This window comes from Clostridium sp. AF12-41 (assembly GCF_003461685.1).
In the GTDB taxonomy this organism is placed as follows: domain Bacteria; phylum Bacillota; class Clostridia; order Lachnospirales; family Lachnospiraceae; genus Otoolea; species Otoolea fessa.
This window is the reverse complement of sequence record NZ_QTXO01000002.1, coordinates 338,130-352,100: the sequence shown is the minus strand read 5'-3', so window position 1 is coordinate 352,100 and position 13,971 is coordinate 338,130. Positions and strand designations below refer to the sequence as shown.

General features: G+C 50.1%; 11 protein-coding genes. 7 read left to right on the top strand and 4 right to left on the bottom strand.

From position 1 onward, the window contains the following. Positions 1-9 precede the first annotated feature (9 nt). Positions 10-1,707, top strand: a complete 1,698-nt coding sequence (locus tag DWV73_RS05150) for an LCP family protein (RefSeq protein ID WP_117796034.1) — start codon at positions 10-12, stop codon at positions 1,705-1,707. 28 nt (positions 1,708-1,735) lie between these two features. Beyond that, positions 1,736-2,650, top strand: a complete 915-nt coding sequence (locus DWV73_RS05145) for an AEC family transporter (RefSeq protein WP_181357242.1) — start codon at positions 1,736-1,738, stop codon at positions 2,648-2,650. Between the two features lie 538 nt (positions 2,651-3,188). Here DWV73_RS05145 and DWV73_RS05140 read toward each other — a convergent pair. Next, positions 3,189-4,397 carry a class I SAM-dependent rRNA methyltransferase gene (locus DWV73_RS05140; RefSeq protein WP_107001518.1) on the bottom strand — a complete coding sequence of 403 codons (1,209 nt, stop codon included), beginning with the start codon at positions 4,395-4,397 and terminating at the stop codon, positions 3,189-3,191. A 212-nt stretch (positions 4,398-4,609) separates the two neighbouring features. On the opposite strand from DWV73_RS05140, the gene DWV73_RS05135 reads away from it, so the two are divergent. Then, positions 4,610-6,208 (top strand): trypsin-like peptidase domain-containing protein, encoded by a 1,599-nt coding sequence (locus DWV73_RS05135; protein WP_347472177.1) that lies wholly within the window; start codon positions 4,610-4,612, stop codon positions 6,206-6,208. A gap of 290 nt (positions 6,209-6,498) precedes the next feature. Then, the gene (clpX, locus tag DWV73_RS05130; protein ID WP_117796032.1) at positions 6,499-7,986 is read left to right on the top strand and encodes an ATP-dependent Clp protease ATP-binding subunit ClpX; all 1,488 of its coding nucleotides are present in this window, start codon (positions 6,499-6,501) and stop codon (positions 7,984-7,986) included. Between the two features lie 110 nt (positions 7,987-8,096). Here clpX and DWV73_RS05125 read toward each other — a convergent pair whose 3' ends face one another. After that, positions 8,097-9,788, bottom strand: a complete 1,692-nt coding sequence (locus DWV73_RS05125) for a S8 family peptidase (protein ID WP_117796031.1) — start codon at positions 9,786-9,788, stop codon at positions 8,097-8,099. Between the two features lie 137 nt (positions 9,789-9,925). Here DWV73_RS05125 and DWV73_RS05120 point away from each other — a divergent pair, with 137 nt between their 5' ends. Then, positions 9,926-10,465, top strand: a complete 540-nt coding sequence (locus tag DWV73_RS05120; RefSeq protein WP_107001463.1) for a signal peptidase II — start codon at positions 9,926-9,928, stop codon at positions 10,463-10,465. Here DWV73_RS05120 and DWV73_RS05115 read toward each other — a convergent pair. Further along, positions 10,395-11,237, bottom strand: a complete 843-nt coding sequence (locus DWV73_RS05115; protein ID WP_107001464.1) for a BadF/BadG/BcrA/BcrD ATPase family protein — start codon at positions 11,235-11,237, stop codon at positions 10,395-10,397. The two genes, DWV73_RS05120 and DWV73_RS05115, sit on opposite strands and share 71 nt — an antisense overlap. 604 nt (positions 11,238-11,841) lie before the next feature. On the opposite strand from DWV73_RS05115, the gene DWV73_RS05105 reads away from it, so the two are divergent. Further along, positions 11,842-13,170 (top strand): hemolysin family protein, encoded by a 1,329-nt coding sequence (locus DWV73_RS05105; protein ID WP_117796029.1) that lies wholly within the window; start codon positions 11,842-11,844, stop codon positions 13,168-13,170. Here the strand turns inward: DWV73_RS05105 and DWV73_RS05100 are convergent. Beyond that, positions 13,105-13,464: a TIGR04086 family membrane protein gene (locus tag DWV73_RS05100; RefSeq protein ID WP_117796028.1), complete on the bottom strand. Its 360-nt coding sequence runs from the start codon at positions 13,462-13,464 to the stop codon at positions 13,105-13,107. The two genes, DWV73_RS05105 and DWV73_RS05100, sit on opposite strands and share 66 nt — an antisense overlap. A gap of 336 nt (positions 13,465-13,800) precedes the next feature. On the opposite strand from DWV73_RS05100, the gene scfA reads away from it, so the two are divergent. Then, on the top strand, positions 13,801-13,947 hold the full coding sequence (gene scfA / locus DWV73_RS05095; RefSeq protein WP_022359867.1) for a six-cysteine ranthipeptide SCIFF: 147 nt from the start codon (positions 13,801-13,803) through the stop codon (positions 13,945-13,947). Positions 13,948-13,971 lie beyond the last annotated feature (24 nt).

The following is a 13,971-nucleotide window of genomic DNA, read 5'->3' as shown; positions in this document are numbered from 1 at the left end:
GAAAACCACATGGGATATGAAGAAGAAAGAGATAGGTCAGGACACCGCCGGAGCCGACGGGCAAAACCGTCGGAGATGGAAGACGATGGTCTGACACTGATCACGGATTCATTTACGGAACGCCGGGAGGACGGATCCCACCGGAGCGGAGATAGAAGCCGAAGTGGTCAGAAAGCGGCAAAGAGGGGACAGACGCAGCCTGGCAGCAGCCGGGAGAGCCGGAATCAGGAGAAAACCCGGACCATGAACCGGTCGGATATTTACGCCGACCCGGTTAAATTGAAAGCGCGCCGGAAAAAGAAGCGGAAGATATGGTTTATTCTTCTGGAGAGCGTGATGCTGATCGGGATTCTCTGCTTTGCGGGATATTCGTATATCAGCAGCCGTCTGGATCTGATGCAGCGGCTTCCGTGGAACCCGGATGAGATCAAAAACGTCGAGATTTCGGAGGAGAAGCAGGAGCAGATGAGCGGTTATTGGACGATCGCGGTTTTCGGCGTGGATAGCCGTAACTCATCGGTCGGAAAGGGCAACAACTCGGATGTCAATATTCTCTGCAACATCGATCAGGGAACCGGTGAGATACGTCTGGTTTCGGTGTACCGGGATTCATATTTAAATATCAGCGACAAGAATACCTACAACAAAATCAACGCTGCTTATATGCAGGGCGGACCGGAGCAGGTTGTCAAGGCGCTCAATAGGAACCTGGATATCGATATTGACGATTATGCGACCTTTAACTGGAAAGCCGTTGCAGATGCGATCAACATTCTGGGCGGCATTGACGTGGAGATCACGAAATCAGAGTTTTATTATATCAATGCGTTCATTTCTGAGACGGTCAAGGCGACCGGCGTCGCTTCGACCCAGCTTAAATCAGCGGGCATGAACCATCTGGACGGTGTGCAGGCGGTTGCATATGGGCGTCTCCGTCTGATGGATACGGACTATGCCCGTACCGAACGACAGAGAAAGGTTATTTCCCTCGCGTTTGAGAAGATGAAAAAAGCAGATTGGGCGACGATCAACAATATTGTGCAGACGGTATTTCCACAGGTGGCGACCAGCATCGAGATCAATGATCTGTTGAAGATAGGACGAAATATTACGCGTTACCATCTGACCGAGACGACCGGTTTTCCGTCGGAGCTGAGGGAAAAGAAGATGGGACGCAAGGGCGCCTGCGTCATCCCGCAGACGCTGGAGAGCAATGTCATCGAGCTGCATCATTTCCTGTTTGGCGATGAGGAATACACGCCGACTGAGACGGTCCGGACGATCAGTCAGAAAATTGTATCAGATACAGGCGTTTATGGCACGAAACAGGCAGAAACGAAGGCATTGCCGAAGACGACCGAGGCGACGACAATTTCCATCCTGGATCCGACGCAGGAGAGCGGCGCGGACGAAAGCCAGAAAGCCGGGAGCGGCAGCGACGAGTCGGAGAAAGAGACCGGTAATGCTTCGGAAACACAGGAGAATGACGTTTCTGAGCAGGAAAGCCGTCCGGACGGTACGCATGCATCAAAGGAAAATGCGCGGGAGAGCAGTGAGGCAGAGTCTGGCGGTTCTTCGCCGGCATTTCCGGGCGGAAATTCTGGCACCGGCACGGAGAATGGCAGAGAAAAACCTTCCGGCAGCGGTTCCCCGAATGGAAGCAGTGCACCGGGAAGTAAGACGGATGCGGGAATCATCATTGAGTGATGAGAGAGTGTGAAACGGAGGAAATGCTTTGAATTTAGATGGTTTGTACCGGATGCAGGGAATGTTATTTTCCCTGATGATTCTGGGTGCATTCTTAAAGAAGAAGGGAATTATCACGGATGAGGGAAAAAGGGTCATTGCGGATCTGGTCATCTTTGTGACACTTCCCTGCAGTATCATCGAGTCATTTGAAGTAGAACTGAGCATGGATATCTTAAAGAGCAGCGCACAGGCGCTGCTCGTCTCGTGTATGGTTCAGGTGACTTGTTATATCTTAAATATGGTACTGTACCCGGGTGTGGGAGAGGAAAAGAAGAAGGTCCTCAAATACGCGACGATGGCGTCCAATGCCGGGATTCTGGGAAATCCGGTGGCGGAGGGCATCTTCGGCTCGATGGGGCTTTTCTACGCCTCTTTTTACCTGATTCCGCAGAGAACTGCGATGTGGTCGCTGGGAATGACGTATTTTACGAAGGCGCCGGATCGGAAGACTCTGATTAAAAAGATATGCACGCATCCGTGTATTGTCTCCGTATTCATCGGCTTTGTGCTGATGCTTTTACAGATGCAGATTCCGGGATTCCTGGGAGATACGGTACATAGCTTAAACAAGGCAAACACGGCAGTCTCCATGATTTTTGTCGGAACCGTTCTGGCGGAGGCAGATATGAAGACGATGATCACGCCACTCAGCTGCTACTATGCCGCCGTGCGCCTGATCCTGATTCCGGCGCTTGTGTGGATCGGCTGCCTCCTGTTCCATATCGACACACTGGTGATGGGGATTTCTGTGGTGCTGGCAGCGATGCCGGCAGCAAGCACGACGGCGATTCTTGCCGCGAAATATGGCGGGGATGAAGTCTTTGCGACGAAGTGCGTGGTATTTACGACGCTGCTTTCGATGGTGTCGGCACCGGTTTGGTGTATGGTGCTGCAGCGGTAATCCCTTATGAGTTCGTATTTCTATAAAGGGGGTTTCGCTTGCATTGGATGAAAAGATATGTTATATTAGGGATAGAAAAAAGGAAAAGCCAGAGGAGCGGCTTACCTGAATAAATTAAACAACTGTTTTATTAACAGCCGTCATTATTGCAGTAATGGCGGCTATTTTCGTTTTCCCTTGAAAATTGTATAACACAATCCAACAAGGGCGCAAATGAATATTCCAATCTGAATCAAATCAGAGTATGTAACATACATTGGCAATGCCCTCCTTTCTTTCGTCTGGAGGGTTAGATTTGTGCCTCGTTCCAGTCTTTGATAAACAAGCTTTGCTGAAATCTAGCAACCCTCCGATAACAGAGGGTAAGCCGCCTGGCTCTCTGGTTTTTCCCATGTACGAAGTATATCATATTTTATCAGAACAGACAATGATAAAACGAAACAAATCCTCTCAGATTGCTCTGAGAGGATTTGCATATTCATGATTTATAATAGCAGTTCATATTGCTTGGTTATAGTCTTACAAACATTCTGTAATTTTACTTCTCATCCACAACCTGGAAAATGTAGAACTTCAGATAATAGGACGTCTCATCCCCCGCCCACAGAATCGGATGGTCGGCTGCCTGGGTGCGGTATTCGATCTGGCGCAGGCGGCGGTGGGCGCTGCGGGCTGCCTCCTGAATCGCCTTTGTGAAGAGTTCCGGCGTCATGAAATGGGAGCAGGAGCAGGTGGCGAAGTAGCCGCCGTCCTTTACCAGACGCAGACCGCGAATATTGATCTCGCGGTAGCCCTTGATGGCATTTTTGACCGAGCTGCGGGATTTTGTGAAGGCAGGCGGATCGAGAATCACGACGTCAAATTGCTCACCTTTTGCCTCTAATTCCGGAAGCAGGTCAAAGACATCCGCGCACTGAAAGGTGGTAGTGCCGGAAACACCGTTTAACTCTGCATTTTCACGCGCCTGTGCGACGGCAAGTTCGGACGCATCCACGCCGATGACCTCTTTGGCGCCAGAGACGGCTGCATTTAAGGCAAAGGAGCCGGTGTGGGTAAAACAGTCCAGAACGCGTTTGCCCGGGCAGAGACGCTGGATTGCCAGACGGTTGTATTTCTGGTCGAGGAAAAAGCCAGTTTTCTGCCCGTCCTTGACATCTACCAGATAGCGGACACCATTTTCAACGATCTCTACTTTTGTATCAAATGGTTCCCCGATAAAGCCCTTATAGCGCTCCATGTCCTCCTGTAAGCGGACCTTAGCGTCGCTGCGCTCGTAAATACCGCGGATATGAATGCCGTCTTCCTCAAGCACCTTGACGAGTTTTTCCAGAATCAGCGGTTTCAGACGGTCGATACCGAGCGCCAGGGATTCAACGACCAGCACATCGGAAAATTTGTCGATCACGATGCCCGGAAGGAAATCTGCTTCGCCGAAAATCAGGCGGCAGCTGCTGGTATCAACTGTCTGACGGCGGTATTCCCAGGCATTGCGGACGCGCATTTCGATAAAAGCATCGTCGATGACAGTATCCTTTTTGCGGGAAAGCATCCGCACGGTAAGCTTGGAGCGGGTGTTGATAAAACCACATCCGAGCGGATAACCGTCAAAATCTTCGACACGAAGGATATCGCCATTTTCAAATTCGCCCTCAATTCGTTCAATTTCATTATCATAGATCCACATACCGCCGGCTTTCAGGGAACGAGCCTCGCCTTTGCGGATATGGACAACTGCCTGTGTATTCATCATGGATGTAACAGTCCTTTCATATAAAATGTAAAATTCGTTTCATTCATTAAGTATACAAGAGGAGAGAAAGACTGACAAGTGAAAACCGAGAGATGTTTTTAAGCTTCACAGATTTATGATTTTATTTTCACAATTACATCACAAATAACTGATAGACTATCTCATGTAAACAGAGAGAGGGCAGAAAGCCTGAGACAGAATATAAGAGTATGAACAATCCGCTGCGGGAAGGTTCGCAAAATGGACAGTACGCGGCTGTGATTCCTGAGAACAGGAGGTATGAATATATGTATGACGAGAATGAAAGAAATGAGAGACACGATCAGGATGTAGATTATACGGAGGGCGCTTATTCGGACAGCGCTTATGAGGAAAAGAATAACGATACTGCTAAAAAAGAAGAAACTTCCGATTATGGCGGTTATCATGATTCCCGTTACCGGGGCAGTCTCGATGGAGAACCGGAGGCAGCAGCCGGAGCAGACCCGAAAGAGAATGCAGAGAAGCAGCCGGAACGCAGCTATATTCCGGAAGAACGGAGTGGCCGGGGACATGGCTCTAAGAATACTGGTAAGAAAATTGCGGCACTTGTGATGTCGGGCATTTTGTTTGGCTGTGTGGCAGGCGGAACCATGGTTGGCGTGAATGCACTTTCAAACCGGCTTCTTCCGGGTGAGACCGCACAGGAAACGATCGGTCAGGTTTCCCAGGAGACACAGGCAGATGCGGGCACTAAAACGCAGGCCTCCATTGGCAACGATGTTTCTTCGATTGTAGAGAAAGCGATGCCGTCCGTTGTAGCGATCAACAACAAGATGATTTATACACAGAACAACTGGCTGTTTGGTCAGCAGCAGTACGAGGTGCCGAGCAGCGGTTCAGGAATCATTGCCGGACAGAATGACACGGAACTTCTGATTATTACCAATAACCATGTCGTTGAAGATTCCGAGGAACTTTCGGTTACCTTTATTGATAACCAGAGCGTTAAGGCAGCGGTCAAAGGTACTGATTCCGATTCGGATCTGGCAGTCATTGCCGTACAGCTTTCAGATATACCGGAAGAAACGAGAAAACAGATTAAGGCAGCCGATCTGGGCGATTCTGATTCCCTGAAGCTGGGACAGGGTGTTGTGGCAATCGGTAACGCACTGGGACAGGGGCAGTCGGTTACCGTCGGTTATGTCAGCGCTTTAAATAAAAAGATAACCATCAACGACGTAGAGCGGACACTTCTGCAGGTCGATGCGGCGATCAACCCAGGCAACAGCGGCGGCGCACTTTTAAATATGAACGGTGAAGTTATCGGCATCAATGCGGCGAAGTATTCGGACACCAGTGTTGAGGGCATCGGCTATGCGATCCCGATTTCACAGGCAAAGGATATTATCAGCGACCTGATGACGAAGGTAGCTGTCGATGAGAATGAGCAGGGCTATCTGGGAATCCAGCTTCAGAATATCGACAGCCAGATGGCGCAGGCGTATGGCATGCCGGAAGGTATCTATGTATACAAGATTGTTGCGGGCGGCGCGGCATCCAGGTCGGATCTGCGGGAGCGCGATATTATCACCAAGTTTGACGGTGAGAAGGTAAAGAATGGTGATGATCTCAAGAAAATGCTGACTTACTATAAGGCAGGTTCCACCGTTACCATGACGGTACAGAGTCTGGAAAATGGCAAATATGTCGAGAGAAACGTACAGATTACACTGGGCTCCAAGAGCGATATGCCGCAGAGCCAGGATAGCCAGAACGAGAGCCGGAGTGAATCACAGGCAAGTCCGCAGAGAAAACTGGGAAGATAGAAAATATCCCATCAGCGAAGTGGACTGGAATGGATATTTGCCCGTAACGGTGAAGATACGGAACTGTTGCGAAGCGGAAATGAATAAAATCAGGAAGACATAGAAAAGAAGGCAGGTGAACCGCCGGTAGATCCTCTTGTAATCAGAGAGGGCGGTGATTCATCTGTCTTTTTGTTTCATAGGAAATTTTTTGCTTTTAAAACGAAATGACGGCTGCTGTTATGATTTACGTTTTTCACAAGCTATGATAAAATGAAAAGGTGCTTTCAGATTGGAGGAAATATAAAAATATGAGTGATAACCAGAATATAGATACGACAACCAATATAAACGAAACAGATACAAATAAAACCAGTACAGATCATTCGGATGATTACGAGAAAATCTGCTACGTCTGCCGCCGCCCGGAGAGCAAGGCGGGAGAGATGATCACGATGCCGGGCGGGATGAATTTCTGCCATGAGTGTATGCAGAAAGCATTTGACTCGATTTCCAAGTCGGGCATGGACTTTTCCAAGCTTCAAAATATGCCGTTTATGAACATGAATCTCAATGATTTTGCGGGCATGCAGATGCCGAATACAGAGATTCCAGAGAAAAATAAGATCAAGAAAAAGAGCAAGGCAAAAGACGCGGAGAAATTTCTGACGATGAAGGATGTTCCGGCACCGCACCAGATCAAGGCGCAGCTGGATACGTATGTGATCGGGCAGGAGCGGGCGAAACGGGCAGTTTCAGTGGCAGTCTACAACCATTATAAGCGCGTGATTCTCCGGCAGCAGGACGAGCTTCGGGCAAATGAAAATACGGAAGAAAAAGCGGAAAACGCGGCGGCACAGGGAATGCAGATGCAGGGCGGCGAGCCGGAGATTGAGAAATCCAACATCCTGATGCTGGGACCGACCGGAAGCGGAAAAACGTACCTGGTCAAGACGCTGGCGAAGCTTTTGGATGTGCCGCTGGCGATCGCGGATGCGACGGCGCTCACGGAAGCTGGATATATCGGAGATGATATAGAAAGCGTAGTCTCCAAGCTTCTGGCAGCGGCTGGAAATGATGTGGAGAAAGCTGAGCAAGGCATCATTTTCATCGATGAGATCGATAAAATTGCGAAAAAGAAAAATACGATGAGCCGCGATGTCAGCGGTGAGTCGGTACAGCAGGAGCTTTTAAAACTTCTGGAAGGCAGCCAGGTAGAGGTGCCGGTCGGCTCAAACCAGAAGAATGCGCTCACGCCGATGGCGACTGTGGATACGAACAACATCCTGTTTATCTGTGGCGGCGCGTTTCCGGGATTGGATGATATCATCAAGGAGCGCCTGAAAAAGCGTTCCACGATGGGCTTCAACTCCCATTTGAAGGATGAATTTGACAATGATCCGGATATTTTGAGCCAGGTGACAACGGAAGATCTGCGGAATTTTGGCATGATTCCGGAGTTTCTCGGACGTCTGCCGGTGCTTGTGAGCCTGCAGGGGCTGACAAAGGAATTGCTGATGCGGATTCTGAAAGAACCGAAAAATGCGATCCTCAAGCAGTATGAGCGCCTGCTGGCGCTGGATGAGGTCAAACTGGTGTTTGAGGACGATGCACTGGAGTGGATCGCCGAGCGGGCGCTGGAAAAAGATACGGGTGCCCGTGCGCTGCGTGCAATTTTAGAGGATTTTATGATGGATATCATGTATGAGATCCCGAAAGATCCGAATATCGGATCCGTTGTGATCACGCGCCCGTATCTGGAGAAGAAGGGCGGTCCGCGGATAGAGATGCGGGGGTAATAGCTTTTCAGGAGCATGATCGGTGAACGGTGTCATGGATGTGGTGAAAGTTATCGATGTAAGGATCTGGAAAAGCAATTTGTGTGTGAAGAGAAAACAGCAGAAGTTAATTAACTTCTCATGGATAAAAAAGAGTTATATAGGTTTAACGTCCCATACCCCCACTCCCGGCTGGGATATTCGATGGAATTTCGGCGGTCAGCCCCGCGGATCAGAAACGCCTTGGCAATCGAGGTGTTGATCCGCGGGGCTGATGGCGTATAGGCAGACCAGGAGAGCAGGATCGCGGCGGCTCCGGCGGTCATGGCGGCGGCAAATGAGGTTCCGGTTACCTCCTGATAATCGGGAAGCGGGAGCCGGACGCCGGGGGCGGCAAGGTCGGGCTTGATAGCTCCGGTGCGGGTAAATCCGCGGCTGGAATGCAGATAGATCCCGCCCGTCTGGTGGCTGTAGGCGGCGGTGGTGATGATGGCTGCTGTATTGCCCGGATCGGTGATGGTTGTGTCCGGATCCGGGCGCAGAAAGAAGGTTTCATCCGAGATAAAGCCGTGCACCGGCAGCCACATATGATATTCACCCTGAATCGAGAGCGTGTGGTAGACGCGGATTTTCCAGATTCCGGCGGCGGGGGCATCAAAGCGCATCAGGATCAGTTCGCTTCCGGTCGCCAGCTCGGAGCTGGTATAGTTGAGGTGAATGGTCGTTCCTTCCAGAAGAAAGGGAATCCGGCGTTCTTCGTCGCCGGAGAGCCGGATGCGTCCCGTTTCGTCGCCGGAGGGGGATAAAAATCCGACACTGTAAAGCTCCGATTCACGCGCCCACAGTTCCAGCGTAAATCCCCGTTCGCCGGGACCGACCCGCAGTTCCACATCCTCATAGGAGGTGGAAGCAGGAAATACACTGCGAAAATGGTGCCCGCGCCCGGTTTCATTGCCTCCGGCGGCGACCAGAATCTGCCCGCTGGCGCGCGACAGGCTGTTCAGATATAGACCAAGCGGCGAAGTGCCGCTGTGGCTTCCGGTATTGGTGCCAAGACCCAGCAGGATCACAAGGGGCTTTTTCTCCTGCCTGGCAATATAAAGAAGAAACTTGATTCCGAGCATGATGTCGTCCTCCTGAAAGGCGATGGCATCCTCGCGGATCAGAAAAAAATCGCGAAGATAGGTTCTGGCTGGTTTCAAGCGTACAACGACCAGTTCCGATTCCGGCGCCGCCCCGGAGAAAAAAGCATCGGCATCTTCGGAACCGGCGGCGACCAGCGCCATCTGCGTGCCGTGGCGGAGAGGATCCGAGGTGGGGACGATGGAATGCGGATCTTCCGAGCGTAGCGCCTCGTTGATGTGGGAACGCTGGTAGACACTTCCGTAGTGCAGCGCATCGATCGGATCCGGCGTGCTAAGCCCCGTGCCCGGAACCGTCTGATCCCAGATGGCGGCGATGCGCGTGCTTCCATCCGGATCGCGTAACAAGGGATTTGTATAATCGATCCCCGTATCCACAATCCCAATCAGCGTCCCGCGCCCCTTGTTTCCCAGGAAGGGCTGTTCTGCCGTCCGGGAAATTCCTGCGCTGTCCAGGCTGGATGTATCTAATATGGTATAAAGATTCGGGATCGAGTCATAGCCATACTGCTGGACTGAGAGCGGCAGCGCCTCCGCCAGAGACCGGTGCCAGATCACATACTCATGATTGACAAAATCATAGCAGCCGGAATCATTTTCCAAAATCTGGTTATAGGTAAAAGGAAAAAAACGTTCGATAAAATCGGCGGTTTGGTTGTCTGGAAGAGAAGAGCAATTCATAGCGTTTTCCATAGAGATTTTTTAGAATTTAAGATAAGATATGCGGTAAAATACGAAAGCTTCCCTATACTCTGTCGGAAAAACTTGTTATAATAAATATAAGTTAGATAATGACATTTATATGAGGAGGTGCCCTTATGAAAAAATACCTGTATATGATAGCTGCCCTGTTCGGCATCGATTATTTCTGCAAGGAAAACATAGAAGCCCAGAAACCGGAAGATTTTCCGCGCGACATGGAAAAAAGCCATGGAAAGATCCGCCTGTACCGCAATCACAACGACGGTTTCTGTTTTGGAGTAAAAAAAGAAAAGAAAGAACTGGTCCGCATGGTGCCGGTTGTCTTTACCTCGGCGGCAGCGGGCATTCTGACATGGTTATTGTGCCGGGACGAAGGCAGAAAAGCCGATCGGATCGGTTTTGCCCTCATCACGGCGGGTGGTTTAAGTAACCTGTATGACCGCCTCAAACGCGGTTATGTGGTAGATTATTTCAGCATCCGGTGTAAATACCTGGAAAAGGTCGTCTTTAATCTGGGAGACTTTTTTATCTTCGCAGGAAGCGCCCTGATCGCAGCCTCCGATCTGCTGGGAGCCGTCCGTGATCTTAGTTCTCCGGCAGAGGCTCACATAAAAGCGCTCCGACTGCCGTGGCGAAAGACGGATGAGGCGGAATGATATAGTCGATTCCAAAGACATCGTGCATCTGATTGAAAATGTCAAAGGTCTTTGCAGCAGGTGCAAGGCTGGCGAGAGAACCGGTCAGGACGACATTCCGGGTGGTGTCCTGGCTGAGAGCCAGGGACGCCATCACACCCACATTTTCATAAATCATATTGAAAAGAGCGGCAGCCAGGTCAGCATCCGAGGCGCCGCTTTTGATTCGCCCAAAATTGGCAGCGGTTAAGTCGGCGGCAAGTCCCGGGACATCTTCCTCCTGCACGTCGGCGATGCGGAGATCTGCCATGGCCTTATTGCCGCGCAGCGCCATCTCTGAGAGGGCAAAAATGTCGGTGACGCCGAGAAAACGCTCCGCCATGCCGGCAAGTGTCCCACCGCCGACGCCGCTTCCGCCCAGATGACGGAAGCCGTTTGTCCTGGAAGCGCGGATAAAGGCAGAGCCGGTTCCAAGGCTGACCACCAGCGCTTCGTCAAGCCCGGACAGGTATAGGCCGCCGTGTCCGATGGCATCCAGCTCCAGGGCATGGATGGTCGGGATGCCGAAGATATTTTCATGGAAATACGTCGAACCGAGCCCGGTCAGGACGATTTTTTCAACATCGTCAAACGAAGCGCCCTGCTGATCCAGGAAACGCCCGAGAACACCGTAAGCCGAGGTGCGCGGGTCATCCGCGTGAACCTGAAGCGTACCAAGCAGAGTGCCATGCTCATCCAGCGCCGCCGCCTTGGTGCTGGAACTGCCGATGTCGATTCCGAGGGATAAATTCATTTGCTTATCTCCTTTATGATATAAAAATAGGATATGGCTGCCAGGGCAGTCGTTCCGTATCTTTTATGACTGTAAGAATTGGATTGTTTTTATAAACATTATAGGGTAAAGTAAAATAAAGTGCAATGGAAGAATGTGGTCCGAATGTTCTTAAAATGATATTTCAAATGGATAACATAAAGATTTATATGTCACGCCCAAGCTTTGTTGAGATTCCGGCAGAGACTGAAATATGCTTTAATGATAAGGAAATAGTGACCGAAAATACGGGATATCAGGCATGGTGGAGCAGAGAGTATGAGGTCCATGTTTAATAAGGAGTTCTTTAAGTGTTCCCAGTTTACGCACATTAACAGATGTACTTTTTCCCTCGTTATTAATATAGCTTTTTGCAATATAAAAAGACTCCGAATTTTTTTGACACAAAAAAAGCAGGTTCTATGCGGCCTGCAAGGTATTTTTCTATTATTCAACGGTCAAACTCCCGGAGACGGCAGAAGTATGGAAATGCAAGCCTGTCTTTATTGACAGAACCTATGAAATACGGTAGAATCAACCTTAAAAAAGAGTAATCCCCTACATGGGGAGATAGGAGTTGAGTTTTTTGAGTTCTGGTGATGGGATACAGCTATTGATTTTGATACTTCTGCTTTTGATGTCGGCTTTCTTTTCTTCTACGGAGACGGCGCTGACGACGGTCAACAAGATCCGGGTGCGGACGCTGGCGGAGAATGGCGATAAGCAGGCAGAGTATGTATTGAAGATCATAGAGGATCCGAGCAAAATGCTGAGTGCGATTCTGATCGGCAACAATGTGGTAAACCTGTATGCGTCTTCTCTTGCGACGGTTCTTGCCACCCACATCTGGGGCAACAAGATCGTAGGGATTGCGACGGGCATTCTGACGCTTTTAATCCTGATTTTCGGCGAGATCACGCCGAAGACGGTTGCGACGATACAGGCTGAGCGGATTGCATTTCGGTTCGCTAAAATCATTTATTATATCATGACGGTGCTGACACCGGTCATTTTTGTGGTCAACCAGCTATCATTTTTAGTGTTGAAGCTGCTTCGCGTGGATGTGAAGGCAAAGGGCGAGTCCATCACGGAGGATGAGCTGCGAACGATCGTGGAGGTCAGCCACGAAGAGGGCGTCATCGAGTCCGAAGAGAAGAAGATGATCAACAATGTGTTTGATTTCGGGGACGCCGTGGCGCGTGATGTCATGCTTCCGAAGGTCAACATGACGTTTGTGGACGTGGATGCGACGTATGACGAGCTGATGGAGGTATTCCGCAGTGAGAAATACACGCGTTATCCGGTCTATGAGGAGACGACGGACAATGTCATCGGTGTTCTGAACATCAAGGATATTTTCTTAAAAGGCGGGGAAGAGGGCTTTTCTGTCCGGAAATATCTGCGGAAACCTCTCTATACATATGAGTTTAAGAAGGTTGCTGAGCTGATGCGCGAGATGCGGAAAGCAGCGATCAGCATCGTGATCGTGCTCGACGAGTACGGTTCGACGGTCGGTCTTATCACGCTGGAAGATATGCTGGAGGAGATTGTCGGAGATATCCGGGACGAGTACGATGGAGACGAGGAAAAGTCCATACAGCGCATCGCCCCGCGGGAATACATGGTAGACGGTTCGGTCAAACTTGACGATCTGGATGAACGCCTGAATCTGGAACTCCAGTCAGACGAATATGATTCCATTGGCGGACTGGTGATCGGACTTTTGAACCATCTTCCACAGGAAAAAGAAGAGGTTGTGGTGGAAAACGTCCGCCTCGTCGTCGAATGTGTGGATAAGAACCGGATCGATAAGATTCATCTGTACCTGTTAAGCCCGTCGGAGGTGGCGTTAGCTAAACATACCGCCGATGGTGCCGCTTCCGGCGCAGAGGGCGAAGGAAAGCAGCAGGGATGAGGCAGTCTCCTTGAGGGACTGTCGGATCGCAAAAGACAGGGCTAGAAAAATAAGAAAATAAAGGGCGCCGGCACAGAATCCCCAGAGGAACCGGCGCCTTTTTGCTTTCTTTCCGGCGACGAGTCCTGCCAGAAAGCAGGCGAGAATGTAGGTGCCGCGCACTCCTAGCGTGATTTCCTTTTCACCCCACTGAAACCGGTACATCCCAAACGCGAGCAGAAGCAGAAAGACAGCGGTTGCCGCGTAGGAGAAGAGGGAAGAACGGAGCAGAATCTGGATAGCTGATTTTTCCATGATAAAATACCTGTGTGCATTCTTTTTCTATTCGTATGAACAAAGAAGGACAAATATGCCTGCAGAATGAAACACTGTTACAAACAAGCGTTACTGTTCACGCATACGTGCCCAGTAACGGAATTTGCCGTGGCTTCGCATCTCAATACGGCAAATTCCTGCTGCCACCACGTTTTCTTACGGCACTTTCGGTTCCAAAAGTGCCTACCCGTGAACAGTTCCAAAAAAGCCGGAATCTGTGAGAAACACGGTAAATTGAAATGCTTGCACAAGTGGGCAACATATGATATAATCTGTAGGACTTTATATACTAAAAAAATGAAGGAGGACATAGAGATGAAACACGTAAAGACACTGAGCGCAAGCACACTGAAGAACAGCATGAAGAAAGGCGGCTGCGGCGAGTGCCAGACATCCTGCCAGTCTGCATGTAAGACATCCTGTACTGTAGGTAACCAGAGCTGCGAGAACCAGAACCGCTAATTGGCAGTACAAAACAAATGAGGC

What these genes read in the sequence shown, in the direction of transcription:
- DWV73_RS05150 (WP_117796034.1), top strand. Translation starts at nt 10, where the DNA reads ATGGGATATGAAGAAGAAAGAGATAGGTCAGGACACCGCCGGAGCCGA.
- DWV73_RS05100 (WP_117796028.1), bottom strand. Translation starts at nt 13,464, where the DNA reads ATGGAAAAATCAGCTATCCAGATTCTGCTCCGTTCTTCCCTCTTCTCC.
- DWV73_RS05115 (WP_107001464.1), bottom strand. Translation starts at nt 11,237, where the DNA reads ATGAATTTATCCCTCGGAATCGACATCGGCAGTTCCAGCACCAAGGCG.
- DWV73_RS05125 (WP_117796031.1), bottom strand. Translation starts at nt 9,788, where the DNA reads ATGAATTGCTCTTCTCTTCCAGACAACCAAACCGCCGATTTTATCGAA.
- DWV73_RS05120 (WP_107001463.1), top strand. Translation starts at nt 9,926, where the DNA reads ATGAAAAAATACCTGTATATGATAGCTGCCCTGTTCGGCATCGATTAT.
- clpX (WP_117796032.1), top strand. Translation starts at nt 6,499, where the DNA reads ATGAGTGATAACCAGAATATAGATACGACAACCAATATAAACGAAACA.
- DWV73_RS05140 (WP_107001518.1), bottom strand. Translation starts at nt 4,397, where the DNA reads ATGAATACACAGGCAGTTGTCCATATCCGCAAAGGCGAGGCTCGTTCC.
- DWV73_RS05135 (WP_347472177.1), top strand. Translation starts at nt 4,610, where the DNA reads ATGAACAATCCGCTGCGGGAAGGTTCGCAAAATGGACAGTACGCGGCT.
- scfA (WP_022359867.1), top strand. Translation starts at nt 13,801, where the DNA reads ATGAAACACGTAAAGACACTGAGCGCAAGCACACTGAAGAACAGCATG.